The sequence below is a fragment of the Acidovorax sp. LjRoot194 genome, from assembly GCF_964253015.1.
Lineage (GTDB): Bacteria > Pseudomonadota > Gammaproteobacteria > Burkholderiales > Burkholderiaceae_C > Acidovorax.
Map to the genome: position 1 here is coordinate 4,511,655 of NZ_CAXUQB020000001.1, position 26,087 is coordinate 4,537,741.

At 66.5% G+C, this 26,087-nt stretch carries 21 protein-coding genes; 14 read left to right on the forward strand and 7 right to left on the reverse strand.

Translation table 11 applies throughout. The features are described from left to right. Positions 1-21 precede the first annotated feature (21 nt). From xylB to xylF, 5 genes are all read right to left on the reverse strand, one after another. Positions 22-1,470 (reverse strand): xylulokinase, encoded by a 1,449-nt coding sequence (xylB, locus tag ACSQ3N_RS20515; protein ID WP_436147307.1) that lies wholly within the window; start codon positions 1,468-1,470, stop codon positions 22-24. A gap of 15 nt (positions 1,471-1,485) precedes the next feature. Next, positions 1,486-2,673: an ROK family protein gene (locus tag ACSQ3N_RS20520; protein ID WP_436147308.1), complete on the reverse strand. Its 1,188-nt coding sequence runs from the start codon at positions 2,671-2,673 to the stop codon at positions 1,486-1,488. Continuing rightward, the gene (locus ACSQ3N_RS20525) at positions 2,670-3,464 is read right to left on the reverse strand and encodes an ATP-binding cassette domain-containing protein (RefSeq protein ID WP_436147309.1); all 795 of its coding nucleotides are present in this window, start codon (positions 3,462-3,464) and stop codon (positions 2,670-2,672) included. The genes ACSQ3N_RS20520 and ACSQ3N_RS20525 overlap by 4 nt, the downstream gene beginning before the upstream one ends. Further along, positions 3,461-4,594: a sugar ABC transporter permease gene (locus ACSQ3N_RS20530; protein WP_436147991.1), complete on the reverse strand. Its 1,134-nt coding sequence runs from the start codon at positions 4,592-4,594 to the stop codon at positions 3,461-3,463. The genes ACSQ3N_RS20525 and ACSQ3N_RS20530 overlap by 4 nt, the downstream gene beginning before the upstream one ends. Before the next feature lie 200 nt (positions 4,595-4,794). After that, positions 4,795-5,823: a D-xylose ABC transporter substrate-binding protein gene (gene xylF / locus ACSQ3N_RS20535; protein ID WP_056165270.1), complete on the reverse strand. Its 1,029-nt coding sequence runs from the start codon at positions 5,821-5,823 to the stop codon at positions 4,795-4,797. A gap of 452 nt (positions 5,824-6,275) precedes the next feature. Between xylF and purM the strand changes: the two genes are divergently transcribed. The 8 genes from purM to ACSQ3N_RS20575 all read left to right on the forward strand — a co-directional run bounded on the left by purM (position 6,276) and on the right by ACSQ3N_RS20575 (position 18,382). Then, positions 6,276-7,340: a phosphoribosylformylglycinamidine cyclo-ligase gene (gene purM, locus ACSQ3N_RS20540; protein ID WP_056165272.1), complete on the forward strand. Its 1,065-nt coding sequence runs from the start codon at positions 6,276-6,278 to the stop codon at positions 7,338-7,340. A gap of 46 nt (positions 7,341-7,386) precedes the next feature. Then, positions 7,387-8,535: an AI-2E family transporter gene (locus ACSQ3N_RS20545; RefSeq protein WP_436147310.1), complete on the forward strand. Its 1,149-nt coding sequence runs from the start codon at positions 7,387-7,389 to the stop codon at positions 8,533-8,535. 376 nt (positions 8,536-8,911) lie between these two features. After that, positions 8,912-13,750, forward strand: coding sequence for an RHS repeat-associated core domain-containing protein (locus ACSQ3N_RS20550; protein ID WP_436147311.1), 4,839 nt, complete (start codon positions 8,912-8,914; stop codon positions 13,748-13,750). Between the two features lie 26 nt (positions 13,751-13,776). Continuing rightward, positions 13,777-14,211, forward strand: coding sequence for a hypothetical protein (locus tag ACSQ3N_RS20555; RefSeq protein WP_156372001.1), 435 nt, complete (start codon positions 13,777-13,779; stop codon positions 14,209-14,211). 104 nt (positions 14,212-14,315) lie between these two features. After that, positions 14,316-14,843, forward strand: coding sequence for a hypothetical protein (locus tag ACSQ3N_RS20560; protein ID WP_436147312.1), 528 nt, complete (start codon positions 14,316-14,318; stop codon positions 14,841-14,843). Between the two features lie 78 nt (positions 14,844-14,921). Beyond that, a complete protein-coding gene (locus ACSQ3N_RS20565; protein ID WP_436147313.1) occupies positions 14,922-16,325 on the forward strand; it encodes an RHS repeat-associated core domain-containing protein in 1,404 nt (467 codons plus the stop codon). Further along, positions 16,313-16,600 (forward strand): hypothetical protein, encoded by a 288-nt coding sequence (locus ACSQ3N_RS20570; protein ID WP_156372071.1) that lies wholly within the window; start codon positions 16,313-16,315, stop codon positions 16,598-16,600. Before ACSQ3N_RS20565 ends, ACSQ3N_RS20570 begins: the two co-directional genes overlap by 13 nt. A gap of 177 nt (positions 16,601-16,777) precedes the next feature. Beyond that, positions 16,778-18,382: a methyl-accepting chemotaxis protein gene (locus ACSQ3N_RS20575; RefSeq protein ID WP_056167941.1), complete on the forward strand. Its 1,605-nt coding sequence runs from the start codon at positions 16,778-16,780 to the stop codon at positions 18,380-18,382. A 220-nt stretch (positions 18,383-18,602) separates the two neighbouring features. Here the strand turns inward: ACSQ3N_RS20575 and ACSQ3N_RS20580 are convergent, their stop codons facing one another. Continuing rightward, complete coding sequence (locus tag ACSQ3N_RS20580; RefSeq protein ID WP_056167938.1) at positions 18,603-19,796, reverse strand: extracellular catalytic domain type 1 short-chain-length polyhydroxyalkanoate depolymerase; 1,194 nt, start codon at positions 19,794-19,796, stop codon at positions 18,603-18,605. Positions 19,797-20,257: 461 nt separating this feature from the next. Between ACSQ3N_RS20580 and ACSQ3N_RS20585 the strand changes: the two genes are divergently transcribed. The 5 genes from ACSQ3N_RS20585 (at position 20,258) to ACSQ3N_RS20605 (ending at position 23,632) form a co-directional block, all read left to right on the forward strand. Then, on the forward strand, positions 20,258-21,043 hold the full coding sequence (locus ACSQ3N_RS20585; protein ID WP_056167934.1) for a carbon-nitrogen hydrolase family protein: 786 nt from the start codon (positions 20,258-20,260) through the stop codon (positions 21,041-21,043). Beyond that, positions 21,040-21,669 carry a DJ-1/PfpI family protein gene (locus ACSQ3N_RS20590; RefSeq protein ID WP_056167932.1) on the forward strand — a complete coding sequence of 210 codons (630 nt, stop codon included), beginning with the start codon at positions 21,040-21,042 and terminating at the stop codon, positions 21,667-21,669. Before ACSQ3N_RS20585 ends, ACSQ3N_RS20590 begins: the two co-directional genes overlap by 4 nt. Beyond that, positions 21,651-22,661 (forward strand): GlxA family transcriptional regulator, encoded by a 1,011-nt coding sequence (locus tag ACSQ3N_RS20595; RefSeq protein WP_056167929.1) that lies wholly within the window; start codon positions 21,651-21,653, stop codon positions 22,659-22,661. Before ACSQ3N_RS20590 ends, ACSQ3N_RS20595 begins: the two co-directional genes overlap by 19 nt. 75 nt (positions 22,662-22,736) lie before the next feature. Further along, complete coding sequence (locus ACSQ3N_RS20600; protein ID WP_056167926.1) at positions 22,737-23,243, forward strand: GAF domain-containing protein; 507 nt, start codon at positions 22,737-22,739, stop codon at positions 23,241-23,243. Beyond that, positions 23,240-23,632, forward strand: a complete 393-nt coding sequence (locus tag ACSQ3N_RS20605; RefSeq protein ID WP_056167923.1) for a hypothetical protein — start codon at positions 23,240-23,242, stop codon at positions 23,630-23,632. The genes ACSQ3N_RS20600 and ACSQ3N_RS20605 overlap by 4 nt, the downstream gene beginning before the upstream one ends. 262 nt (positions 23,633-23,894) lie before the next feature. Here the strand turns inward: ACSQ3N_RS20605 and ppk2 are convergent, their stop codons facing one another. Next, a complete protein-coding gene (gene ppk2, locus ACSQ3N_RS20610; RefSeq protein ID WP_056169174.1) occupies positions 23,895-24,809 on the reverse strand; it encodes a polyphosphate kinase 2 in 915 nt (304 codons plus the stop codon). Positions 24,810-24,935: 126 nt separating this feature from the next. Here ppk2 and ACSQ3N_RS20615 point away from each other — a divergent pair, with 126 nt between their 5' ends. Then, positions 24,936-26,015, forward strand: a complete 1,080-nt coding sequence (locus tag ACSQ3N_RS20615; protein ID WP_156372070.1) for a transporter — start codon at positions 24,936-24,938, stop codon at positions 26,013-26,015. Positions 26,016-26,087: the final 72 nt, after the last annotated feature.

A 26,087-nucleotide genomic window follows, 5' to 3' on the forward strand; every position in this document is an offset into this window, starting at 1 on the left:
TCAGGACGGGGCTCGGGGACATCAGGGCCTGCGGTACAGGCTGCGAAACAAGGCATGGCGCGGCGCCAGCAAGGCGCGCTCGGCAGGGTCAGGCAGGTAGACGGTGTCGATGGGCGGCGGCAGGCACGCCCACTCCATGGGGGTGCCGACACTCAATGCGCCCAGGCGGGCCGCGCCCAGCGCGCCGCCCACGGCCGAGCCGCCGTGGGTCACGATCTCCACGTTCAGCGCGCTGGCCAGCATCTGCGCCCAGAAGGCGCTGCGGGCGCCACCGCCCACCAGCGACAGGCGCGACACCTCGCTGCCCGCGGCGTGCAATGCCGCCAGGCCGTCCCGCAAACCAAAGCTCACGCCCTCCATCACCGCATAGCCCAGGCGTGCGGCGTCGGTGTCCATGTCCAGCCCGTGGAAGCTGCCGCGCACCCGCGCATCGTTGTGGGGCGTGCGCTCGCCGCTGAGGTAGGGCAGAAACACCGGCGCTGCCTCGCGGGCCCGGGCGCTCAGCGCCGCGGCGCGTGCGGCCACCTCGCCCGCGTCTGCAGCGCCCAGCAGGTGGGCCACCCACTGCAGCGCGCTGGCGGCGGCCAGCATCACGCTCATCTGGTGCCAGCGGCCCGGCACCGCGTGGCAGAACGCGTGCGTGGCACTGGCGGCATTGGGCTGGTACTGCGGTGTGACCACAAACAGCACGCCGCTGGTGCCCAGCGACAGAAACCCCTGCCCGGACTGCACCGCGCCCATGCCCACGGCGCTGGCGGCGTTGTCGCCCGCGCCACCGGCCACCACCGTGCCGGGCCGCAGGCCCAGCGATTGCGCCACATCGGTCCGCAGGCGCCCGCTCGCTGCGCTGCCCTCCACCAGGCGCGGCATGTGCCGGCGCGCCAGTCCGGTCAGTGCCAGCAGTTCATCCGACCAGTCGCGGCGCTGCACATCGAGCCACAGGGTGCCGCTCGCGTCCGACAGATCGCTCACGTGCTCGCCGGTCAGCATCAGGCGCACATGGTCCTTGGGCAGCAGCACCTTGGCGATCTGCCGGAACACCGCGGGTTCGTGGCGTGCCACCCAGCGCAGTTTGGGGGCCGTAAAGCCGGGCATGGCCAGGCTGCCGGCCAGGCCGCTCAGCGCCGGCAGCTCGCGCATCATCTCCGCGCACTCCTCGGCGCTGCGAGTGTCGTTCCAGAGGATGGCGGGGAGCAGCACGCGGTCGTGTGCATCGAGCAGCACCGCGCCATGCATCTGGCCCGACAGGCCGATGGCCTCGGTGGCTGCGTATTCCTCGGGGTGCACGGCCCGCAGGCTGGCCAGGGCGTCCTGCGTGGCCGCCCACCAGTCGGCCGGGTCCTGCTCGGTGTGGCCGGGGTGGGGGCGCGACACCGACAGGGGCGCACCGGCGGCACCCAGCACCTGCTGGTCCGGGCCGAGCAACAAAGCCTTCACTTCCGAGGTGCCGATGTCGATGCCGATGTACATGGTGGATGGCTGCGTTCAGTGGAGATGGGCGGGCGGTGTGGCGCCTGCCGGTGGTGGGGCCAGGGCCTGCTCATCGGCCCCCGCCGCGGCGACTGCCGGTGCGTGCATGGGCCGCAGCTCGTGGTGCAGCACCAGCGCGGCCGCGCCCACGGCCGAGGCCAGCAGGCCGTAGCGGGCTGCGCGCACGGCGGGCGCCGCCACGCCCGCGCTGGCTGCGTAGGCATCGAGCGTGTCGCGGGCCTGCTGCACGATGCCGGGGTGCCGCTCGCACGAGGGCCCACCCACCACCAGGGCGCCGGGGTTGAAGGTGGTCCAGAGGTTTTGCAGCACCACGCCCAGGAACACGCCGCCGCGCGCGGGGTCGCTCTGGCGCTCGAGCGCCCGGGCCCCGAAGAAGGTCTCGGCACACCCCCTGCGCCCGCAGGAGCACGGCGGCCCGTCAATCTGCAAAATGCTGTGGCCGATTTCGCCGGCCATGCCCTGCAGCCCCGTGAACAGCCGGTCGTTGAGCACGATGCCCGCCCCCACGCCCACGCCGCAGGTCACGAAGATCAGCGAGTCCGTCGCCTCACCATCTGCGAACTCGTACTCGCTGAGCGCGGCGGTGTCCGCCTCGTTCTGCACATGCACCGCCACCGGCGGGCTGCCCGCGTCGGCCAGCGCACGTGTGATCAGCGGCAAAAAGGCCACGTCGCGCCAGCCCAGGTTGGGCGCAAAACGGATGGAGCCGGTGGCCTCGTCGAACGCGCCGGGCACGCCGATGCCCACGCCCGACACGGTGACCGGCCTGGCGGTCAGCTCGGCCTGCGTGCGCACCACCAGCGCCGCCACCTGGCGGCACACGGCGGCAGGGTCGCGGTCGGCCAGGGGGGCCTCGGCCGCGCACAGCACCTCGCCGGTGACCGACACGCCCACCACCCGCAGCGACTCGACGCCGATCTCCACCCCCACCATGGCACGGCGGCTGCCGTCCAGGCGCAGCGGTGTGGACGGGCGGCCCATGCCTTGCGCGGCGGCCAGCCCGGTCTCGGCGAGCCAGCCTTCGTCGATCAGCTCCCGCACCAGCAGGCTCACGGTGGATTTGGTCAGGCCGCTCTCGCCGGCCAATTGGGCGCGCGAGAGGCTGCCGCGCTGGCGCAGCAGCCGCAGCAGCACGCTGCGGTTGATGCGTTTGACAAGTTGCTGGTCGCCGGTGGTCTTCATGCGGGTGTGGGGGTCGGCGCAGGCTCGCCAAGGCGGTGGGTCTGCGCTTTTCCGTCGGGTTGTTTGCCTGCGATGATCATGCCCAGAACTTCGTCCTCGGTGACATCGGCCGTGCGGTAGGCGCCCACCATGCGCCCGTTCTTCATCACCGCCAGGCGGTCGCTGAGCCCGAACACATCGGGCATGTCGTGGGTGATGAGGAAGATGCCCACGCCTTCGGCCTTGAGCTGGCGCACCAGGCGGCCCACCATGGCGGTCTCCTCGGGGCCCAGCGCGGCGGTGGGCTCGTCCATGATCAGGATGCGGGCGTTGAAGTAGATGGCGCGCGAGATGGCCACCACCTGGCGCTGCCCGCCCGACAGGCGCCGCACCGGCGTGCGCACGTTGCGGAAGTTCTTGTTCAGGCGCTCGAAGACCTTGCGGGCTTCGGCGTCCATGCGGTGGTCGTCCAGCGTGTTCCAGCGTGTGAGCAGCTCGCGGCCCAGAAACAGGTTGGCCACCGCGTCCAGGTTGTCGGCGAGCGCCAGCGTCTGGTAGATGGACTCGATGCCCAGCCGCTGCGCATCGGCCGGCGTGCGGATGTGGGCGCCCAGCCCCTGCACCAGCACCTCGCCGCTGTCGATGGGGTAGGCACCGGCCAGCATCTTCATCAGCGTGGACTTGCCCGCGCCGTTGTGCCCCAGCAGGGCCACCACCTCGCCCGGGTACAGGTTGAGGCTGACGTCGTCCACCGCCCGCACGCCACCGAACGACTTGCGGATGCCGCGCATTTCCACGAGGGGCGCGTTCATGCGGTGTCTCCGGTCAGGCGGCGGTACACCACGTCGAACACCACGGCCGCGATCAGCACCTGCCCGATGATCACGTAGCGCAGGCCGATCGAGATGTCGAGCAGCAAGAGCCCGCTGTCGATGCTCTGCATGATGAGCGCCCCCAGCACCGACCCCAATATGGAGCCGCTGCCGCCCGCCAGCGCCGTGCCGCCGATGACAGCAGCCGCGATCACGAAGAGCTCCATGCCCGTGCCCAGCGAATTGGTGCCGGCGTTGAGCCGCGCAATCGAGACCATGGCCGCAATCGTGATGAGCACGCCCATCAGCGCAAACAGCATCAGCGTGACGCGCCGCACCGGAATGCCGACCAGGGCCGCGGCCTCCGGATTGCCGCCGATGGCGAACACGTAGCGCCCAAAGCGCGTGCGCCGCACGATGAACGACAGCACCACCGCCACGCCGCCCCAGATGAGCACGGGGATGGGCACGCCCTGCGGCGCATCCTTGGTGGGTATCTGGTACGCGTTCATGGTGGCGACAAAGCCCACGGCGACCACGGCCGGCACGGCCGCCACCAGCGCATCGAGCCACAGCGCCGGGTTGGGCACGCCGTACGAAGCCTTGGCCCGGCGCCGCAGCCAGGTCTTCAGGCCCAGCGCCACCACCAGCACCACGGCCAGCACCCAGCTGGCCTGCACGCCGATGGCACCATCGAAGCCGCCGCCCAGGCGCTGAAAGAAGCTGTCGCTGACCGGCTGGGTCTTGCCGTCGGCCACCATGAAGGCCGCGCCGCGAAACGACATCAGCCCGCCCAGAGTGACCACGAACGATGGCACCCCCAGCATCGCCGTGAGCGCGCCCTGGTAGAGCGACACACCGATCGCCACCGCCAGCCCGGCCAGCGACGCCGCCACCCAGTGCCAGCCGGCGGTGTACATCAGCGTGGCGATCAGAACGCCGACGAAACCCATCACAGAGCCCACCGACAGATCGATGTGGCGCGCCACGATCACCAGCACCACCACCGTGGCCACGATGCCGACCACGGCCGTCTGCTGGGCGATGTTGTAGAGGTTCTCGGGCGACAGGAACAGGCCGCCCGAGAGGATGTTGAACACGACGGCGGTGACCACCAGGACGGCGCCCATCAGCACCAGCCGCCAGTCGATGGCCAGCTGCCTGAGGGCATGGGGAACAGGACTCACAAGCGCACTCCGCCAAAATTGTTCGTGAAGGGACCGGGCGCAGGCCAGCCCGCCGCGCGCGGCAGGGCCCCGCTCCCGGTCCGGGAGCTTCAAAACGTGTTGTTCAGCCACCGGGCGGCATGCAGCGCCGCGCCGGGGTCACGTCACTTGCAGGCGGCGGGCGCCTTGGCCGCATCCACACCCTTGCACAGCGCGTCCTTCTGGATCCAGCCGGCCTTCACGACGAGGTCGAGGTTCTTGGCGGTGATGGGCACGGGCTTCAGGAACTGCGCCTGCAGCGGCACCTTCTTCTCGCCGCCGTTCCAGGTCTGGGCGCCGGCCACCTTCTGCCCCTTGGCCAGCGCGACGGCGGCGGCTGCGGCGTCGCGGCCCAGGTCGCGGGCGTCCTTCCAGACCGACACGGTCTGCGAGCCCTGGGCCACGCGGTTGAGCGCCGCATGGTCGCCGTCCTGGCCCGACACCGGAATGCCCTTGATGCCCTTGGCCGTGAGCGCCGCCACCACACCGCCGGCCGTGCCGTCGTTGGAGGCCACCACGGCGTCTATCTTGCCGCCGCTTTTGGTGATGATCTGCTCCATGTTCTTTTGCGCGACCTCTGGCTTCCAGCCTTCGGTGTATTCCTCGCCGACGATCTTGATGTCGCCCTTGGTGATGGCCGCCTCGATCACCTCCTGCTGCCCGCCGCGCAGGAAGTTGGCGTTGGGGTCGGTGGGCGAGCCCTTGATCATCACGTAGTTGCCTTTGGGCTTGGCCTCGAACACCGCGCGGGCCTGCATGCGGCCGACCTCGACGTTGTCGAAGGTGATGTAGAACACGCCGGGCGCCTCGATCAGGCGGTCATACGCCACGACAGGGATCTTCTGCTGCGCGGCCTTGTTGACGGCGGGCAGGATGGCGTCCTTGTCCATCGCCAGCACGATCAGTACCTTGGCGCCCTTGGCGATCAGCGAGTCGACGTCCGACAGCTGCTTTTCGGGCGAGCCGCCCGCGTCGGCGCTGATGTAGCTGGCACCGAGCTTGGCCAGTTGGTCCTTGATGGCCTTCTCGTCGGTCTTCCAGCGCTCTTCCTGGAAGTTGGACCAGCTCACGCCCACCACCTGGGCGAAGGCGCTGGCGCCGGACAGGCCCAGCACCAGGGCTGCCAGGGCGGTCAAGGTTGTCTTCAATTTCATTCTTGTCTCCATTGATGGCCTCGTGCGGACCTTGGTTGGTGTGAACGACGTTGACTGTCGCGCCGCAACCCCTCTCGCTGAACCCTGCAGGCTGCAGTCCGTGGCGGGCAGCTCCCCTTCCGGGCAACTACCTCCGCCGACATAGTGCGGACGACGAACTAATTATGAAAGGGCTGAACCGGCGCACACATCGGGGCAAACCCGACATAGTTTGATGAGTGAACTTATTAGTTGCACAGAGATGGAACGGTGATCCCGCGAATGCCGCGCCGTGCCCTGCGGGTAGCCGTCGCGGCGTGCGGTGGCCGGCGTGCTCATGCGATGGCACCGCCCGGGTGCCAGCTTCAAATCCCCCGCCCGGTCAGGGCTGAGAAAGTCCGTCCCGGGCGTGCCGCTTAAAATCCCCGGATTCCAGCCCGCCCGGCGGGTCTACCAGCACCAAAGCCCCTTCCATGAGCTCCTCTGCCTCCTCCACCCCCATCTCGTACAAAGACGCCGGCGTTGACATTGACGCGGGCGACGCGCTCATCGAGCGCATCAAGCCGCTGGCCAAGAAGACCATGCGCGAAGGCGTGCTGGCGGGCATCGGCGGCTTTGGCGCCTTGTTCGAAGTGCCCAAGCGCTACAAGGAGCCCGTGCTGGTGTCCGGCACCGATGGTGTGGGCACCAAACTCAAGCTCGCGTTCGAATGGAACATGCACGACACCGTGGGCATCGACCTGGTGGCCATGAGCGTGAACGACGTGCTGGTGCAGGGCGCCGAGCCCCTGTTCTTCCTCGATTACTTCGCCTGCGGCAAGCTCGACGTGGACACCGCAGCGGCCGTGATCGGCGGCATTGCCAAGGGCTGCGAGCTCTCCGGCTGCGCGCTGATCGGCGGCGAAACCGCCGAGATGCCCGGCATGTACCCCGCAGGCGAATACGACCTGGCAGGTTTTGCGGTGGGCGCAGTCGAAAAATCGAAGATCCTGACCGGCCAGAACGTGAAGCCCGGCGACGTGGTGCTGGGCCTGGCCAGCCACGGCGTGCATTCCAACGGCTTCAGCCTGGTGCGCAAGTGCATCGAGCGCGCGGGCGCCACAGCCCCGGCCACGCTGGACGGCAAGCCCTTCAAGCAGGCCATCATGGAGCCCACCCGCCTGTACGTGAAGAACGTGCTGGCCGCGTTGGCAGCCCACCCGCATTCCGATGACGCCGGCGGCATCAAGGCCCTGGCCCACATCACTGGCGGCGGCCTGCTGGAGAACATTCCGCGCGTGCTGCCCGACGGCACCGCCGCCCACCTGACCAAGGGCAGCTGGCCCCAGACCGAACTGTTCGCCTGGCTGCAGAAGACGGCCGGCATCGACGACATCGAGATGAACCGCACCTTCAACAACGGCATCGGCATGGTGGTGGTGGTGGATGCTGCCGCCGCAGAAGCCACGGCCGCCACGCTGCGCGCCGCGGGCGAGCAGGTGTACGCCATCGGCACCATCGCCGCACGCGGCGAAGGTGCTGCCGTGGTCGTGGCCTAGTCGGCACGCGACACGCACAACGTCGGCCCGCCTGAACGACCCGCGCATGGCGCACACACCGCCCTCGACCCCCACAGTCCTGAACAACACGCCAGATCCGGCGGCAACGACGGCAACGACGGCGACGGCGGCCTCGGCGGCCCCGGTCACGCTGCCGCCGCGCCTGAGCACACAGGGCATCGTGATTGCCAGCTATGTGCTGATGGCGGCCACGCTGCTGCTGGTGATGTGGCGCGGGCTGCTCCCGGGCCTATTGTGCGTGTGCCTGGGTTTTCTGCTGACGCGGGCGCTCACCCGCTGGTTCGCACAGGGCCTGAGCCGGTTGCGGCGCCAGGCCCATCCTTCGGTTTCGGCGTTGCGCGTTGCGCAGATTGCGGCGGCGGCCCTGGTGATGCTGCTGCCGCTGGTGCTGCTGGCCACAGGCCTCACGCATTCGCGCGGCTATCTGGTGACCGCGCCGCAGCAGTACCAGGAGCTGCTCAACTACATGGCGCGCACCGTGCTGGAGCTGCGGCTCAAACTGCCGGTGGACATGGCCAGCCACCTGCCCGAAGGCGTGGCCGACATCCAGCGCATCATCGCCAGCTACCTGGGCGCCAAGGCCGGCGCGCTGGCCATGGCAGGCCGCGCCTGGCTGGCCGGTGTGTTGTTTGCGTATGTGGGCCTGCTGATTGGCGCGCTGGCCGCCGTGCGCCCCGCTGTGCTGGCGCGCGGGCCACTGGCGCAGCAGCTGCGGCTGCGCATCACGCTGTTCGGCGAAGCCTTCCGCCAGATCGTGGCCGCGCAGTTCTGGATCGCGGCGTTCAACACCCTGCTGACGGGCCTGTTTTTGCTGTTCGTGCTGCCGCTGTGGGGCCTGGAGCTGCCCTACACGCCGGTGTTGATCACCTTCACCTTCATCGCCGGGCTGGTGCCCATCGTGGGCAACCTGGTGTGCAACGTGGTGATCACCATCGTGGGCCTGTCGGTGTCGCCGCTGGCCGCCGCTGCCTGCCTGGGCTTCCTGATCCTGATCCACAAGGCTGAGTACGTCATCAACGCCAAGGTGGTGGGCCGCCGCACCCAGATGGGCGTGTGGGAGCTGCTGTCGGTGATGTTCGTCGCCGAGGCGGTCTTCGGCCCCGCGGGGCTGGTGGCGGCACCGCTGTTCTATGCATACCTGAAAAAGGAACTGGTGGCGGCGCGGCTGGTGTAGCCCGCGCGCAGGTTCTATCCGGTGCACCCCTGTGTGCCCAGCCAATAGCCGGTGTCGCGTCGTTCACGCCGCACCGTCCGGCTCTCAAGGACCTTTTATCGTCATCCAACTTCTGATCGATATCCAAGAGCGGCGTATCGCCCTCGCCATCAAGATTTTCAAATGCGTATGCACCTCGAAAATCCCAATGAAACACTGAACTACAACGTCTTTTCGACAGGTCTCTCATGACCGCGTAAGAGTTGTATCGGACGATAAAACAAGCACGCCCCGGGCGCTGTTTTGCACTCCCTCGAACCTATCATGCGCGGCGATTTGAAGCCCCCTTCCAGAGGGGACATCGCTACACAAAAAATGATATCGAGAGGGAATCACCATGGGCAAGCCGGCAGCAAGGCTGGGAGATCTGACGAAGTCCGGAGGGCCGATCACGCAGGGATCGCTGACCGTGCTGATCGGCTCGCAAGGCGGCATCGCCTGCTCTACCTGCCCGGGCGGCAAGGCCATCGGCAGCCCCGTCAACCCCACGCTGGGCGCCAAAGTGCTGGTGGGCACGGAAGACCTGGACTTTGCCTTGCCCGGCCCCATGCCGCTGGTGTGGCAGCGGCAGTACAGCAGCTACGTCAACGCAGAGCACGGCAGCGACTGCGGGCTGCTGGGCTACGGCTGGAAGCTGCCGCACGAGCTGAGCATCGAGCTCAAAGCCACACAGACCCTGCTGCGCGATGCGGGCGGGCGGGTCATCACGTTCGACGAAGCGCTGGAGCCGGGCCAGAGCCTGCACAGCGACAGCGAAGGGCTGCTGCTGATGCGCGGAGGCGGCATGGGGGTGGCGCAGGCCTTGTCTGCTCTGGCTGGTAATACCGAGAATCCTCCCGTTCCCACTACCGGCGCCAACCCTTACCCCAACACCGCAGAAGAACTCCTGCCCTGGCACCGGCAACAGCGCTGGGCCCACGTACCTGCCGCCGCCAAGGCCGACCCCAACTACCTGCTGGCAGCCACGCAGGGCGGGCGCACCGTCTGGCTCTTCAAGGTGCAAGCCGAGGGCTCTTCCAAAGGTTTCTGCCGGCTCATCGGCCTGATGGACGCCTACGGGCGCAGCCAGCACTACCAGCACGACGAGCGCGGACGCCTGCAAGGCATCACCGACGGGGCGGGCCGGCGCTATGCGCTCCTGTACAACCGGCCCAGCAGCGCAGCGACAGCCGCAGACGCAGGAACCGCCCCTGTCCCCACGCAAACCCTGGCAGGCCTGAACCCCGACAGCGGCCTGCGCCTGATCGGCGTGGATTGCACCTACAACCCGCACGACCCCGAGCATGCGGGTTCTGGCTCAGGCTCAGGCTCCGGTGCTGGCGCACAGCGGCACGACCCCATCCCCCTGGTGCGCTACCACTACAGCCCCCTGGGCGACCTCATCGCCGTGCACGCCCGCGACGGCCGGCGCACCCGCCAGTTCACCTACGACAGCGCCCACCGCATGGTCGCCCACCGGGTGGGCAGCGGCCCCGAGCACACCTACGTCTACGAAGACCAGCGCCAAGACCAGAAAGTCGCTGACGCCAGTGGCAACCCGCCACCCCGCCCCGGCGCCCGCGTGGCCGAGCACCACAACGAAGAAGGCCTGAGCTACTACTTCGACTACGAAGATGCCCACCCCCAGGACCCCCGGGCCGCCAGCTGCACCACCGTGCGCGACAGCCTGGGGCGCGTGACCCGGTACCACCACGAAGGCACCGGCGGCCTCAAACGCATCACCCGCGAGGTGCAACCGGACGGCAGCGAAGCACACTACCAGTACGACAGCGCAGGCCGGCGCATTGCCGCCACCGACGCCCTGGGGCGCACCACCCACTGGCGCTACGACGGCCAGGGCCACCTGCTCGGGGTGCAAGGGCCCGACGGCCGCAGCAGCCAGCAGCGCTGGGGCCTGCCCGGCACCGCCGCCGACGGCCTGCTGCTGCACAGCACCAGCGCCAGCGGCATCCACACCCACTACGAATACGACCCCTGGGCCCGCCTGGTACAGACCACCGTGGTGGCAGGCGACATCGCCCTCACCACCCACCTGGAATACCCGAGCGGGCCGCCCCACGCCGCCGCAGGCAACGCCCGCGCCTGGGTGGACCAGCCCATTGCGCTGATCGATGCCCAGGGCGGGCGCAAGACCCTGGGCTACAACGCCGTCGGCCAGCTTGCGAGCTACACCGACTGCTCGGGCCACACCAGCCGCTGGCTGCACGACGCCTTTGGCGAGCTCATCGAAGAGACCGATGCCCTGGGTCAACGCATACGCCACCAGCGCGATGCTATGGGGCGACTGCAGCAGACGACCCAGGCGGACGGCACGCTGGTGCAATACCGCTGGGGCAGCAACGAACAAGTCCAGGCCATCACCCTCGGAGCGCTGGCCAGCCCGGGACCAAGCTCACCCAGTACATCGGTACAGACCACCACCATCACCTATGAGCACGACCTGTGGGGCCGCGTCACCGCGCAGACCCAGGCGGGCGCAAGCCTGCACCTGCGCTACGACGTGGCCGGGCGCCTGACCGAGCTGATCAACGAGAACCATGCAGTTACCCGCTTCGCCTACGACAGCCAGGACCGGCTGGTTAAGGAAACAGGGTTCGATGGGCGCAGCCAGAGCTACCGGTATGACGCGGCGGGCCAGCTGATCGAGAAGACCGATGCGCAGGACAGTGGCATGGGCGCACAAAGCCAGGGCACAACAGAAAGCCAGGGCACGGTGCGCAGCCGCTACCACTACGACAGCGCAGGGCGGCTGATCTACCGCGTCACCGGCAAAGTGGATGCAGCAGCCGCACATTCAAAGTTAGCAACACCGGCAAATCAACGCACCCCAGACACCAACCTGCAGATCCACCAGTTCGGCTACAGCGACAGCGGGGAGCTCCTGGACACCCAGGGCTGGGAGCTGGACGGGCTCGATCGGCCCGAACACTGCGATGCACCCGCTACTGCGCCCGCCGAGCTGATCGCTGCCTGGCTGGAGATCAACACCCATCAGCTTCACAGTGCCCTGAGCCAACAGCACGACGCCCAAACTCTGGCGAGCAGTCCCCTGCTGCAAAGCCTGCAAGCCGACCGGCTGCACAAAACCAGCCGTGTAGACCTGCAGCGCGATGCCCTGGGGCGCCCCACTGGCGAGGTGCAAACGCTGTACGGCAACTCCAGCGGCAAGACCGCCATCGAATTCGAGCACCGCATCCACCACCGCCTGGGCGCCCTGGGGCAACGCGAATCGAGCGAACTGCAGGGTATCGGCCAGCTCGACTGGCTCAGCTACGGCTCGGGCCATGTGCACGGCGTGCTGCTCAACCAGATGCCCCTGTTGGCGCTAGAGCGCGACAAGCTGCACCGCGAAGTGGGCCGCACCCTGCACCTGCTGCCCGGCGAGATGGCCAGCACAGCGCCCACCCAGAGCCGCCAGCTCGATCCCCTGGGGCGCCTGCTGCACCAGCGCTGGCAGGGCCTGCCCGGACCCGGCAGCGCCCCCGCCAGCGCAGCGCCCCTTATCGGCGGCCTGCGGCAACGCCGCTACACCTACGACAGCCTAGGCCAGCTCGTGGGCATCCAGACCCCGACCCACGCAGACGCGTACCAGTATGACGCCCGCCAGCGCCTGACCGGGCAGCGCAGCGCCAGCGCCCAGGGCGAGCAGCAAGCGCGCTGGAGGCTCGACGCGGCGGGCAACCGGCTGCCCGACCCAGTACCCAGCAAGCACCCGGGCGGCAACACCGCCGCCGGCGCCGACTGGACCGCCCAGGTCCAGCAGCACCTGCACGACCCGCGGTTTAACTTGTTGCAGCCTCAACCCACCACAGACAACCCTGCCACAGAGCACGTGGAACGCTGGCCGGACAACCGCATCGGCTGGAGCCAGGGGGCAGGTGACGAAGGCGCCACCCACTACGGCTACGACGACTGGGGCAACCGCACCGACGCCCGGCATGGCGACGGGAGCACCACCACCTTGCACTACGACGCCCTGCACCAATTGCGGCAGGTTCTCCAAACCAATGCCCAAGGACAGGTGAAAAGCAAAACCACGTACCGCTACGACGCGTTCGGACGGCGAGTGAGCAAGACACACCAAGACACCGGCAAGGACAGCCAGAACACACACTACGGCTGGGATGGCGACAGGCTTGTGCACACCCAGTCCCACGGGCAGATCCAACACACGGTGTATGAGCCGAGCAGCTTTGTGCCGCTGCTGCAGATCCAGCGCAGTCAGCAAGGCCACACCGACCCCGTCAAAACCCTGCTGGACCTGACCGGCAGCGGCGACTCAGAGCAAGAACTGCAGCATGGCGACAGAGAGATGCTGCACCAGGCCCTGAACGAAGTGCTGCAGCCTGGCTATCAACTGTCCGCCTTGCTGCCGCAGGACATGCGAAGCCAAGTGCAGGCATCCCTGCAACTCATCAAGGACACACAAGCCCATACCGAGGATGCCCACCCGCTGACCATCCGGCACATCCTGACGGACCACCTGGGCACACCCATTGCGCTGGTGAATGCCAACGGGCAAGAGGCCGGACAGGTGAGCTGGGCGGCCCGGTACGGCGCCTGGGGGGAGATCGAACAGGAATACAACCCCCACCGCATCCATCAACCCATCCGCTTGCAGGGGCAGCAGCTTGATCAGGAGACGGGGCTGCACTACAACCGGTTCAGGTACTACGACCCAAGGGTGGGACAGTATGTGAGCCAGGATCCTATTGGGTTGATCGGAGGACTAAATACGATAGCTTACCCAAGGGATCCTTTGAGTTCTGTAGATCCTCTAGGCCTCAATCCAATGGGCGCGCCTTCCAAAGGCCCCGATATTGGAACAGCAAAAGGCATATTCGATAAAATCTCTGACGCTCTTGATTGGAAGGAGAACAAAGAAATTGGGCGTCAAGTGAAAATTGATCAAAATACGCTGATGTGTAAGGCAGAAAAAGAAATTGCAGATAAAGTCGATAGAGATGAGCTTACCCCTGAAGCAGCTAAATTGGCTTTGGCTGCAAAAGAGACCTCAATCTATGCCGCTGGTCCGGTGTCGGCAGCTGTGGAAAGTGCGTCAGATGGCCCAATCGCCAAGTCCGCAAAAGCTCTGGGATACGCAACGGCACCTGCAAAAAATTGTGCTGCTTTATTGGCTCCTCCAAGTGCACCAACAATTGAATTTTTCAAATAATGACGAAATTTAATGCATTTTTCTTTGTGAGTTTTTTTGTTTGGATTGTAGGTGTGGCAGCCATTGTTTTTGGTAGTGAGAAAACGTTCTTGGTTTCATGGGTAATGCAAATAGTTGGCATTTGGGCAATCGGCTGGATTTTTCTAATGTTAATTTCAAGAAAAATACTTAATATATATAAATTGAATAAGCAGAATTTTAGGATTGCAGTATTTGCAGTTATTTTTTGTTTTTACCTGATATTCCCTGCGGGAACTATGTTGGAAATCATTCTTTATAATTTTGGTTGGCAGGAGTGTTTTCATAATTTGAAGGGGCTTGAAAAGCCTGCTTTGAGCAGGTTTTTTAAGATGATTGCTATTGATGCTTTAAATATTTCTGTGTCGATATTTGTCAGTACATTTTTAATCCTACTGATTTCAAAATTGACATCCAAATATGGCAATATTGCAGAAACCTAATTGTTGCGACATGAGCCCTATCTAGCCCAACACAAAGGGACATGTATGCGACGGCTGACCTGCCAACGGTCAGTTCAAGCAGTCTCGAACTTCCACCTGTTCAGGTGATCAGCGAACTGCAGGGCATCGGCCAGCTCGACTGGCTCAGCTACGGCTCGGGCCATGTGCACGGCGTGCTGCTCAACCAGATGCCCCTGTTGGCGCTAGAGCGCGACAAGCTGCACCGCGAAGTGGGCCGCACCCTGCACCTGCTGCCCGGCGAGATGGCCAGCACAGCGCCCACCCAGAGCCGCCAGCTCGATCCCCTGGGGCGCCTGCTGCACCAGCGCTGGCAAGGCCTGCCCGGACAAAGCAGCGCGCCCTCCAGCGCAGCGCCCCTCATCGGTGGCCTGCGGCAACGCCGCTACACCTACGACAGCCTGGGCCAGCTGGTGGGCATCCAGACCCCGACCCACGCAGACGCGTACCAGTACGACGCCCGCCAACGGCTGACCGGGCAGCACAGCGCAAGCGCCCAGGGCGAGCAGCAAGCGCGCTGGAGACTGGACCCGGCGGGCAACCGGCTGCCTGACCCAGTGCCCGGCAAGAACTCGGGCGGCAACACCGCTACCGGCGCAGACTGGACCGCCTAGGTCCGGCAGCACCTGCACGACCCACGCTTTAACTTGCTGCAGCCCCAACCTACCACGGACAACCCTGCCACAGAGCACGTGGAGCGCTGGCAAGACAACCGCATCGGCTGGAGCCAGGGCGCAGATGATGAAGGCGCCATCCACTACCGGTATGACGACTGGGGCAACCGCACGGAGGCGCGCCACGGCGATGGCAGCACCACCGCCCTGCATTACGACGGCCTGCACCAACTCAGGCAAGTCACACGGATCGACCCGCAAGGACAGGTGCAAAGCAAAACCACCTACCGTTACGACGCGTTCGGACGCAGGGTGAGCAAGACACACCAACAGACTGACGAGGAAAGCCAAGCCACCCACTACGGCTGGGATGGGGACCGGCTGGTGCACACCCAATCCCACGGCCATATCCAGCACACGGTGTACGAGCCGGGCAGCTTTGTGCCGCTGCTGCAGATCGAGCGCCACAAAGATGGGCAGACCAACCCCGTCAAAACCTTGCTGGCCCTGGCCGGCAGCGGCGACGCACAAGCGCAAGAACCAGAGCTGCAGCAATGCGACCAAGAGATGCTGCACCAAGCGCTGAAGGAGGTCCTGCAACCGGGCTACCAGCTGTCCGCCTTGCTGCCGCAGGAGATGCGAAGCCAAGTGCAAGAGTCGCTGCAGCTCATCAAGGACACCCAAGCCCACATCGAAGATACCCACCCGCTGACCATCCGGCACTTCGTGACGGACCACTTGGGCACACCCATTGCGCTGGTGGACGCCAACGGACAAGAGGCTGGACAGGTGAGCTGGGCGGCCCGGTACGGTGCCTGGGGGGAGATCGAGCAGGAGTACAACCCCCGCTGCATACATCAACCCATTCGCTTGCAGGGGCAGCAACTTGATGCGGAGACCGGGCTGCATTACAACCGGTTCCGCTACTACGACCCAGGGGTGGGACGGTATGTGACTCAGGATCCCATAGGATTACAAGGAGGAATTAATAATTTTTCATATGCGGCGAGTAATCCACTAAAGTATGCTGATGCTCTTGGCCTGTGCCCCTGTGGCAGTCCTACTGATTTGATCAATAGCGCGCGCTTGGATAAACGCGACTGGAGTCAACAGGCTGACAGGCGCGATATCAATAGTGGCTTTGGTTCAGGCACTTATAAATGCAATCTTTTTGCGGACACCCAATATGAGAATTCAGGCTATAGCCTGCCTAATATGGGTGGAAGTCCGCTATCCCGACTTCTTGAAAAATACCCGCCTGGTGCTGGCGAACTCTCAAAGCCTGGCTATCAAGTGCCCGGATGGCCTACTGTGTCAGGACCTGCCCAACCTGGCGACTTGGTCGCTTCTGGTGGGCACGTGGGAATCGCCACAAGTTCAACCACGACCATCTCGGCTTCTCCCAGTGGAGTCATCGAAAACAAATGGGGTTTCAGACCTGACCAACAAAGCGTTATTCGGAGGTGTACGTGCGCAAAGTAATTCTGATATTTTTAAGCATTTTCTTTGCAATTTCGTCAATTGCTTTAATAACATATTATTATACAAAAGATGCCTATTACTCAGTGGGCCGCAATGATGGCCTGATCGAAGCAAATGCAGGCACGCTAAAACGTTTGGCGGAAATTGTAAAGGTAATTCCTGCATGTACTGAGGAGCAACAAAGAGAGGGTCAAAACGTCGTTGCGATAAAGGCAGAAGCCGTACATGCCGTTTATAAAGGTTCTGCGACGATTACACTTTGCCTGGCACATTAGAGTGAATGATTTCCGGTATTTATTGAGTCGATGTTGTATCAAGCGATATTCGAATCGGCTGGATTGAGATCCGCATGCCCAGCCAGCATCCATGCGGGTTTGTTCCGAGCGGGGCTGGATGTATCCAGCAGTAACCTGCCATGGCGCGGCCTTCTCTGCCGCAGACAAAGGCTGTCGATGACCATTGCAAGAAAACTGGCCTTACTGGTCTTGAGCGCCATCCTGGGCATCGTGGTGATGACGGCGTGGTTCCTGGTCTCCGAGCGCAGGCTCATCCTGGAGGAGCGCCAGACCGGCGTGCGCCAGGTGGTGGAGGCCGCGCACGGCATCGCCACGCACTTTCATGAGCTGAGCACCAAGGGCGGCATGCCGGACGACGAGGCCCGCAAGCGCGCGGCGGCCGCCATCCAGGCGGTGCGCTACAGCGGCAACGAGTACGTGTGGATCAACGACATGCACCCGCGCATGGTGATGCACCCGGTGCGCCCCGAACTCAACGGCCAGGACCTGACGGCCAACAAGGACCCCAACGGCAAGCAGCTGTTCGTGGACTTTGTGCGCACGGTGCAGGCCAACGGCTCGGGGTTCGTGCCCTACCTGTGGCCCAAGGCGGGCAGCGACAAGCCGGTGGAAAAGACGTCGTACGTCAAAGGCTTTGCGCCCTGGGGCTGGGTAATCGGCTCGGGCGTGTACATCGACACCGTGGATGCGGCCATCTATAAGCGCGCGCTGGGCTTTGGCGCCATCGCACTGGCGCTGGGCGCGGCGCTGCTGGTGGTGGGCACGCTGATCTCGCGCAACCTGCTGCGCCAACTGGGCGGCGAGCCTGGCTATGCCCGCACCATCGCGCGCAGCATCTCCGAGGGCGACCTGTCGGTGGACGTGAACACCCGCACGGGCGACCAGTCGAGCCTGATGCTGGACATGCAGGCCATGCGCGATAGCCTGCACCGCATCGTGCAGCGGGTGCGCGAGGGCACAGAGCACATCGCCAGTGCATCGCGCGAAATCGCCCTGGGCAACCACGACCTGTCCGGCCGCACCGAGTCGCAGGCCAGCGCGCTGGAGCAAACGGCCGCGTCGATGGAAGAGATGACGTCCAACGTGAAGCAGAACGCCGACAACGCGCGCCAGGCCAGCGTGCTGGCGCAGTCGGCCTCCGAGGTGGCGCGCCAGGGCGGCGCGGTGGTCGAAAAAGTGGTGCAGACCATGGGCTCCATCGACGCGTCGTCGCGCAAGGTGTCGGACATTACCGGGGTGATCGAGGGCATCGCATTCCAAACCAACATCCTGGCGCTGAACGCCGCGGTGGAGGCCGCGCGCGCAGGCGAACAGGGCCGGGGCTTTGCGGTGGTGGCCAGCGAGGTGCGCAGCCTGGCGCAGCGCTCGTCCGAGGCGGCCAAGGAGATCAAGGCGCTCATCAGCCGGTCGGCCGAAGAGGTCAAGCAGGGCACCCAGCTGGCCCACGAGGCCGGCACCACCATGCAGAACGTGGTGGACAGCGTGCAGCGCGTGTCGTCGGTGATCGAAGAGATCAGCCAGGCCAGCCGCGAGCAGACCGACGGCATCGAGCAGATCAACCAAGCCGTGGCGCAGATGGACCAGGGCACGCAGCAGAACGCGGCGCTGGTCGAGGAAGCCACCGCGGCGGCTGCCGCGCTGCAGCAGCAGGCGAACGACCTGCAGCAGGTGGTGGCGGCCTTTCAGCTGCAGGCAGAACACGGTGGCAGTCCTGGGGCGCCCGCCCTGCCCGCTGCGGGAGCGCCGCGCCAGTTGCGGTGAACGGAGGGCTTGAGGGCAAGCGTGTCTCGATCGGGGATGCGTTGCAGCGTTGCCCGCCCGGTCACTGCGCTGCCCTGGCCTGCCCTGGCTTAACCTGCCCGGCCCAGCATGGACACAGACAAGCCATCAAGCCACGCATCGCGCAAGGCACCAACCGCCTCTTGCTATTAAAAATATAGCTATCAGCGCTTACCTATCAAGCGGTAGGCGCTCTTTTTTATCAAACTTTTCTGCGATCGAACTGTTTGGCGACAAAGGCCCAGATCAGGGCTGAGGCATCGGGCCCCACCGGGTCGCTGTACGGCTGGTCGGCCGCGCCGCCGCTCCACGCATGGGCCAGCCCCACCACTTCACGCAGGGCCACCACGGTGCGTCCGCGGGCCTTGAATTCGGTGACCTGCGTGGCATGCCTTTGGCCGCGCTGCAGGGTGCGCGCCGCCCCGGGACGTGCGCCCAGTTTCTCGGCCCACAGCGCCGCCGTGGCCGTGGCGTTGCGCACCGACACCACGTTGTCGGCATCGCCATGCAACAACAACAAAGGGGGCAGTACGGCCGGCACCGCAACAGCTGCGGCCGCCGTGGTGCGGGCCACCTTGGCAGGGCGGGCCATGGCTGGCCGTGCGCGCCCGGCGGGCGCTGCAGCCACGGGGGGCAGGGCCCCCGTCACGGGCTCCGGCAGCTGCGCCTCGCGCCGCCCGCCCATCGCCGCCATGGCAGTGGCCGCGGACTCCGCCGTACCCGGAGCCACGCCCGAGTGCATGGCGACGGCGCAGAACCGGTGCGGGTAGGTGGCCGCCATCAGCACCGCCATGCTCGCACCCGCTGACAAACCGGCCACGGCCACGCGCGAGAGATCCACGGGGTGGCGGCTCGCCACTTTGTCGACGGCAGCCAGGAGCGTGGCTGCTTCGGCCTCGGCCTTGCCGCTGCGGCGCTCGAACCAGTTCCAGCAGCCATGCGCATTAGCCACGCGCTCTTGCTCGGGGTACAGCACCAGAAAGCGCTCGCGCGCGGCCAGCCGGTTCATGCGCGACGACACGGCCAGGTCGCGCCCCGTCTGGCCGCAGCCGTGAAGCATCACCAGGAGCGGAAAGGTCTCGCCAGGCCGCGCCACCAGCCCTGGCGGCACGAAGAGGTGGTAGCGACGCGCCCCGGCTGGCCCCGGCGCCACGCCGGCCAGCCATTCGCCCCGCACTGCAGGCACGCGGGGCTTGCGGGCGCGGCTGGTGGCACTGCGGGGGGCTGCGGGTGCGAGCGCCGATGCCACAGCTGCTGCACGCAGGGGTGCCACCACCTTGACCACCTTCTTCTTGGGCGTGCGCACCGGCCCCGTGGCGCGCACCAGGGCCTTGAGGTTGCGCTGGTACGCCCGCGTCAGCGCTGACAGGGAGAACATGCGTGAACGTCGGGCCATGGGTGTGGATGAAGCGGTAGAGGCAGTGGCAGAGGCGGTGTCGGGGAGTCCCCGGTGAAGAGCACGCTGCAGAAAGACGTGATCGACAGATAAGGGAAAACCCTAGCCACCTTAACAGCATCTCGGGCCCTGCGCGCATCGACTATTAATTTGATAGCTGTCAGCGCTTTCCAGGTAAGCGGTAGAGGCCATTTTTTGCCATATTCCAAGTCCTTCAACTGCGCTGTGGACGGTGGCGCGCGACCGGTCTGCCCATCGGGCCTGCGGGATGTCCCAAATTGATCGAAACATGTCCCACGGGGTTCGGACTTGCTCCTGCAGGCCAGGCACCATTGGCGCCATGCCTTGAACGATGGCATCCGCCCGGTCTCACTGCGATGTCCCATAGTGATGGCACCGTGATGACGCAGGACGGATGCCCGATGGATCACCCAGAAACCTACACACCAGGACCCACCGCCATGCGCACCACCGTCTGTGAACTCCCCCACCTCCCCGCACTGCTCGACCCCGCCTGGGCGGCGCTGTGCGCGCACACCCATGCCGAGCAGTCGGCGCTGGTGCTGCTGCCCGAGTTCGCGTTCGTAGAGCCCGTGTGGGAGACCCTGCCCCCGGACCCCGCCCGCTGGGATGCCGCCGTGGCACTGAGCGATGCGTGGCAGGAGCGCCTACACGAACTGGGCGCCGACTGGGTGGTGAGCGCGCGCCCTGTCACGGTGGACGGGCGTCGCCTCAACGAAGGTTTTGCCTGGTCGCGCCTGGGCGGCTACACGCCGCTGCGGCGCAAGTTCCACCTGCCCGACGAGCCGGGCGGCTGGGAGGCGCACTGGTTCGAGCGCGGCGACGCTGCCTTTCCCCGCTTTAACGCCGGGGCGCTCGCGTTCGGGCTCAACATCTGTTCCGAACTCTGGGCGCTGGACACCTACGGCGACTATGCCGCGCTGGGCGGCCTGCAGGCCATCCTCTCGCCCCGCGCCACAGCCGCCGCCACCACCGCAAAGTGGCTGGCCGTGGGCACCGTGGCCGCCGCACGCACCGGGGCGTACAGCCTGTCGTCCAACCGCGTGGACACCGCCGCCGGCACCTACGGCGGCGCAGGCTGGGTCATCAGCCCCGACGGTGTGCTGCTGGCGCGCACCTCGCCCGCACAGCCCTTTTGCACGGTCGACCTGGACCTGCAGGCCCCGGCCGCCGCGCAGGCCACCTACCCGCGCTACGTCTTTTCTTCGACTTCACCACAGCCATGACCTCAATCACTGCAGCTCCGCACCCCCTGAACATCGCCATCCTCGTCTTCGACGAGGTGGAAGCGCTGGACCTGGGTGGCCCCTACGAAGTGTTCACCACCGCCACCCGCATGCAGCAGCGCCTGCAGCCCGGCGCACCCGCGCCGTTTGCCGTGCAGTGCGTGGCCCGCAGCCTGGCGCCCGTGCAGGCGCGCGCCGGCCTGCGCGTGCTGCCGGACGCCGACTTCACCACCGCCACGGCGCCCGACGTGCTCATCGTGCCCGGCGGCGTGGTGGATGCCGCCGCAGCCTGCGCCCAGACCCGTGCCTGGGTGGCGCAGGCGGCGCGCGGCGCGCAGATCACGGCGTCGGTGTGCACCGGCGCGTTCATCCTGGCGGCGGCCGGCGTGGTCACCGACGGACCTGTGACCACGCACTGGGAAGACATTGCCGACCTGCGCGCGCAGTTTCCAGCGCTCGACGTGCGGGAGAATGTGCGCTGGGTGGACCGGGGCGCCCTGGTCACATCGGCCGGCATCAGCGCGGGCATCGACATGAGCCTGCACCTGGTGACGCGCCTGGTGAGCGAGGCGCTGTCAAAGCGCACTGCCCGCCAATTGGACACGCCATGGAACCCGCAGCCCTGACCCCACCCACCCCCATCCACGTCTACTTCGCCCTGCTGCCCGGCAGCCTGGTGCTGGACTGGGCGGGCCCGGCCGAGGCACTGCGCATCGCCAACCAGACCTTGCGCGCGCGCGGCTTGCCCGAGCGATTCGTGCAGCACTTCGTGAGCCCCACGCCCGAGTCACTCTCGTCGGTGGGGGTCGCGATCAGCGGGCTGGCACCGCTGCCCGACACGCTGCCCAGCCCGGCGTGGGTGGTGCTGGTCGGCCTGGTCGGCCAGCGCATCGACGTGAGCGGCCACGAGGCCCAGGCGCTGCTGCACTGGCTGCGCGGCCTGCGCTTGGCGGTCGGGCAGCTGGAGCTGGTGACCGTGTGCGCGGGTGCCGTGCTGGCGGCGCACGCGGGGCTGCTGACCGGGCGGCACGCCACCACGCACCATCTGCACCTGGACGAGCTGGCCGAGGTGGACCCGCGCTGCGACGTGGCCGCCAACCGCGTGTTCGTGACCGACGGACCGGTGTACACCAGCGCGGGCGTCACCACCGGCATCGACCTGCTGCTGCACCGCATTTCGGACCTTTGCGGCCCCACGGTGGCGGTGCAGGTGGCGCAGGCCATGGTCATCGTGCTGCGCCGCGGGCCGGACGACCCGCAGTTCTCGCCGTTTCTGCACCACCGCAACCACCTGCACGCCGCCCTGCACCGCGTGCAGGACGCCGTGGGCCAGCAGCCGCAGGCCGAGTGGAGCGTGCCCGCCATGGCCGAGGTGGCGCACACGTCGCCGCGGCACCTCACGCGGCTGTTTCTGGAGCATGCGGGCATCGCCCCGCTGGCCTACCTGCGCCGCATCCGCCTGGCCACGGCCGAGGCGGCGCTGCAGTCCGGGCGCAACGTGACGCAGGCGGCGCAGATGGCGGGCTTCAGCTCCGACACGCAGCTGCGCCGCGCCTGGCACCAGTTCGGCCGGGGCGGCACGCCCTCCCAGGGCGCGGGCCGGGGTCAACCCCACTGACCCACCGGGTGCCCGCGCAGTGGCCGCAGCCACGGCCATAATTGGCGCCATCGCGACTGCTGCCCCCACACCGCCATGAAAGAGCCCCCTCGCCCCGCCAACGAGGATGACCGCCTGCAGGCCCTGCGCCAGCTGCTGATCCTGGACACGCCGCCCGAAGAACGCTTCGACCGGCTCACGGCCTTTGCTGCCGAAGAGTTCGACATGCCCATCGTGCTGCTGTCGCTCATCGACGCAGACCGGCAGTGGTTCAAGGCCCGAGTCGGGCTGGACGTGTGCGAGACCGGGCGCGGCATCTCGTTCTGCGGCCACGCCATCCTGCAGGACGAGACCCTGGTCGTGCCAGACGTGGCGCTGGACGACCGCTTTGCCGACAACCCCCTGGTCACCGGCGAGCCGCACATCCAGTTCTACGCGGGTGCGCCGCTCAAGATGCCGGGCGGGCAGAACATCGGCACGCTGTGCCTCATCGACCGCACACCGCGCCAGCTGGACGAGGTGGACCTGGCCATCCTGGGCTCACTGCGCGACCTGGCCGTGGAAGAGCTGGTGCGACGCGCCAGCGAGGAGAACGCCGCATGAGCCAAAGCCCGCAATCGCAAGACATCCTGCTGGTCGAGCCCAGTTCGCTGACCGGCAGCATCATCGTGGCCACCGCGCGCCAGCTGAATTTGCCGCCGGTGCGCCAGGTCAACAGCGTGCGCAATGCGCAGCAGCAGTTGACGAACAAAGGCTTCTCGGGCGTCATCGTGTCGCTGGATGAGGTGGCCGAAGCGGTGGCCCTGCTGGAGCGGGTGCGCAGCGCCCAGTTCGCGGTGGACGCCCAGGTGCCGGTGGCCGTCACCACCGATCAGGTCGACGCCTCCACCGCCGTGCAGATGAAGGCCCTGCAGGTGCGGCGCGTGCTGCTCAAGCCCTTCAAGGTGCGGGATGTGATCTCGACGATCCTGATGCTCAGGGCTGCGGCGTAGCGCGCACTGGACTTTGCCCTTTTTAGGGCTCTACCGCTGGGTGAACAATCGGTAGATGCTATAAAAATAGTAGCTCCGCGATAGATTGCTGGACACGCAACTGGCCGACCTGCCGATCTGCCAACTGGCGAGCTAGCCAACTTGCAAAGCAATCAACAGGTCAAGCAGTCGAGCCGGCTATCGAGCCATACAGCGGGCACTCAGGCAGCCGGCCAACTGGAATCACCCACCGCCCGCCGCTCAATTGCCTGAGCCAGGCGCCTTAGTACACCTCTGGCACGTACATCGACGCAGGCACGGGCTGGCGCAGGTATTCGGGGTTGCGCACGCGCTCGGGCAGCACCACGGTGGGGTGCGGCACCTCTTCATACGGCATCTGCGACAGCAGGTGCGCGATGCAGTTCAGCCGCGCCTTTTTCTTGTCGACGGCCTGCACCACCCACCAGGGGGCTTCGGGGATGTGGGTGCGCTCGAGCATGGTTTCCTTTGCCTTGGTGTAGGCCTCCCAGCGCACGCGGCTCTCCAGGTCCATGGGGCTCAATTTCCACTGCTTCAAAGGGTCGTGGATGCGGCCCAGAAAGCGCAGGTGCTGCTCCTCGTCGGTGATGGAGAACCAGTATTTGATGAGGCGGATGCCCGAGCGCACGAGCATCTTCTCGAACTCGGGCACGGTGCGGAAGAACTCTTCGTACTCGTCGTCCGAGCAAAAGCCCATCACGCGCTCCACGCCGGCGCGGTTGTACCAGCTGCGGTCGAACAGCACCATCTCGCCCGCAGCGGGCAGGTGTGCCACGTAGCGCTGAAAGTACCACTGCGTACGCTCGCGGTCGTTCGGTGCGGGCAGCGCCGCCACGCGGGCCACGCGGGGGTTCAGGCGCTGGGTGATGCGCTTGATCACGCCGCCCTTGCCCGCGGCGTCGCGCCCCTCGAACAGGATCACCACCTTCTCGCGGCTGTGCTGTACCCAGTCCTGCAGCTTGACCAGTTCGCCCTGCAGGCGGAACAGTTCCTTGAAATACTGCTGGCGGGCGAGCTTGTCGGCGGCCGTGGGCGCGCCGATGTCGTCCACCTCGCGGTCTTCGATCTCCAGCTCCAGTTCTTCGTCGTAGCTGTCGATCAGGTCGTTGGCGATGCGCTGCATCAGTTCCTGGGTGTCGAGGGCGTTGTTGTAGAGCATGGGCGTCAGGGTCTTCACACAAAGAGCGCCATGGTGTCTTCGGCTGGTGACGCTGTCGTGACAGTTGAATGACAACCGCGTGATTTGTCACGGCAGCGTCACAACTGCGCACCATCATGCACGTCCGTGCCCACCCCTGCAACCCCCGCTCCCCCCAGCCCGCCTGTTCCGGGCGCCCTTCACGCCAGCCTCAACTACGGCGGCGATGCCGCAGGTCTCATCTGCGGCTATCTGCTGGGCGACGACGCCCTGCCGCGCGAGGTGGACTCCGTGCAAGCCGCCCAGTGGCTGGCCTTGCAGGCGCAGGGCACCGCTGCCGCAGCCCCGGGCGAGTTCCTGTGGCTGCATTTCAACCTGAGCCAGGCCCAGGCCGTGCGCTGGATGGAGCGGCACGCCAACTTGCCCGAAGCGTTCTTCGACGCGCTCAAGGACCGCTCGGTCTCCACCCGCATCGAGCGCGACGACGACACGCTGATCGCGGTGCTCAACGATGCGCACTTCGACTTCGCGTTCGAGCCTTCGGACATCGCCACGCTGTGGACCAGCGTGGCGCCGCACCTGATGGTGACGGGGCGCACGCGCCCCCTGCGGTCGGTGGATGCCTTGCGCACGGCGGTGCGCAGCGGGCAGGCGCCGCGCTCCAGCGTGGGGCTGCTGGCCGAGCTGATGCGCACGCAGGCGTCGGGCCTGGTGAACATCGTGCGTGGCGTGACGCAGCGCATCGACGATGTGGAAGACGCACTGCTGGCAGGCCGCCTGGACCACAAGCGCGCCCGCCTGGGCGTGCTGCGGCGGCTGCTGGTACGCCTGCAGCGGCTGCTGGCGCCGGAGCCTGCGGCGCTCTTTCGGCTGCTGCAGCACCCGCCCGCCTGGATGGGGGCGGACGACGCGCAGGAGCTGCGCGACTCGACCGAAGAGTTCTCGGTGGTACTGCGCGACATGCAGGGGCTGCAGGAGCGCATCAAGCTGCTGCAGGAAGAGATTGCTGCCAGCGTACAGGAGGCCAACAGCCGCAGCCTGTTCGTGCTGACGGTGGTCACGGTGCTGGCCCTGCCCATCAACATCCTGGCGGGCCTGTTCGGCATGAACGTGGGCGGCGTGCCGCTGGCGGACGAGCCGCACGGCTTCTGGATCATCGTGGCCGTGGTGGTGGCCTTCACGGCCGTGGCAGGCTGGCTGGCGCTGCGGGATGCGCGCGACCGGTGAGCGAAGGGTCAGCGGCCGCTGAGCTGCCGCATCAGCGCAGCGGGGCGATTGCGCGGGGCCTGTGGCCGGGCA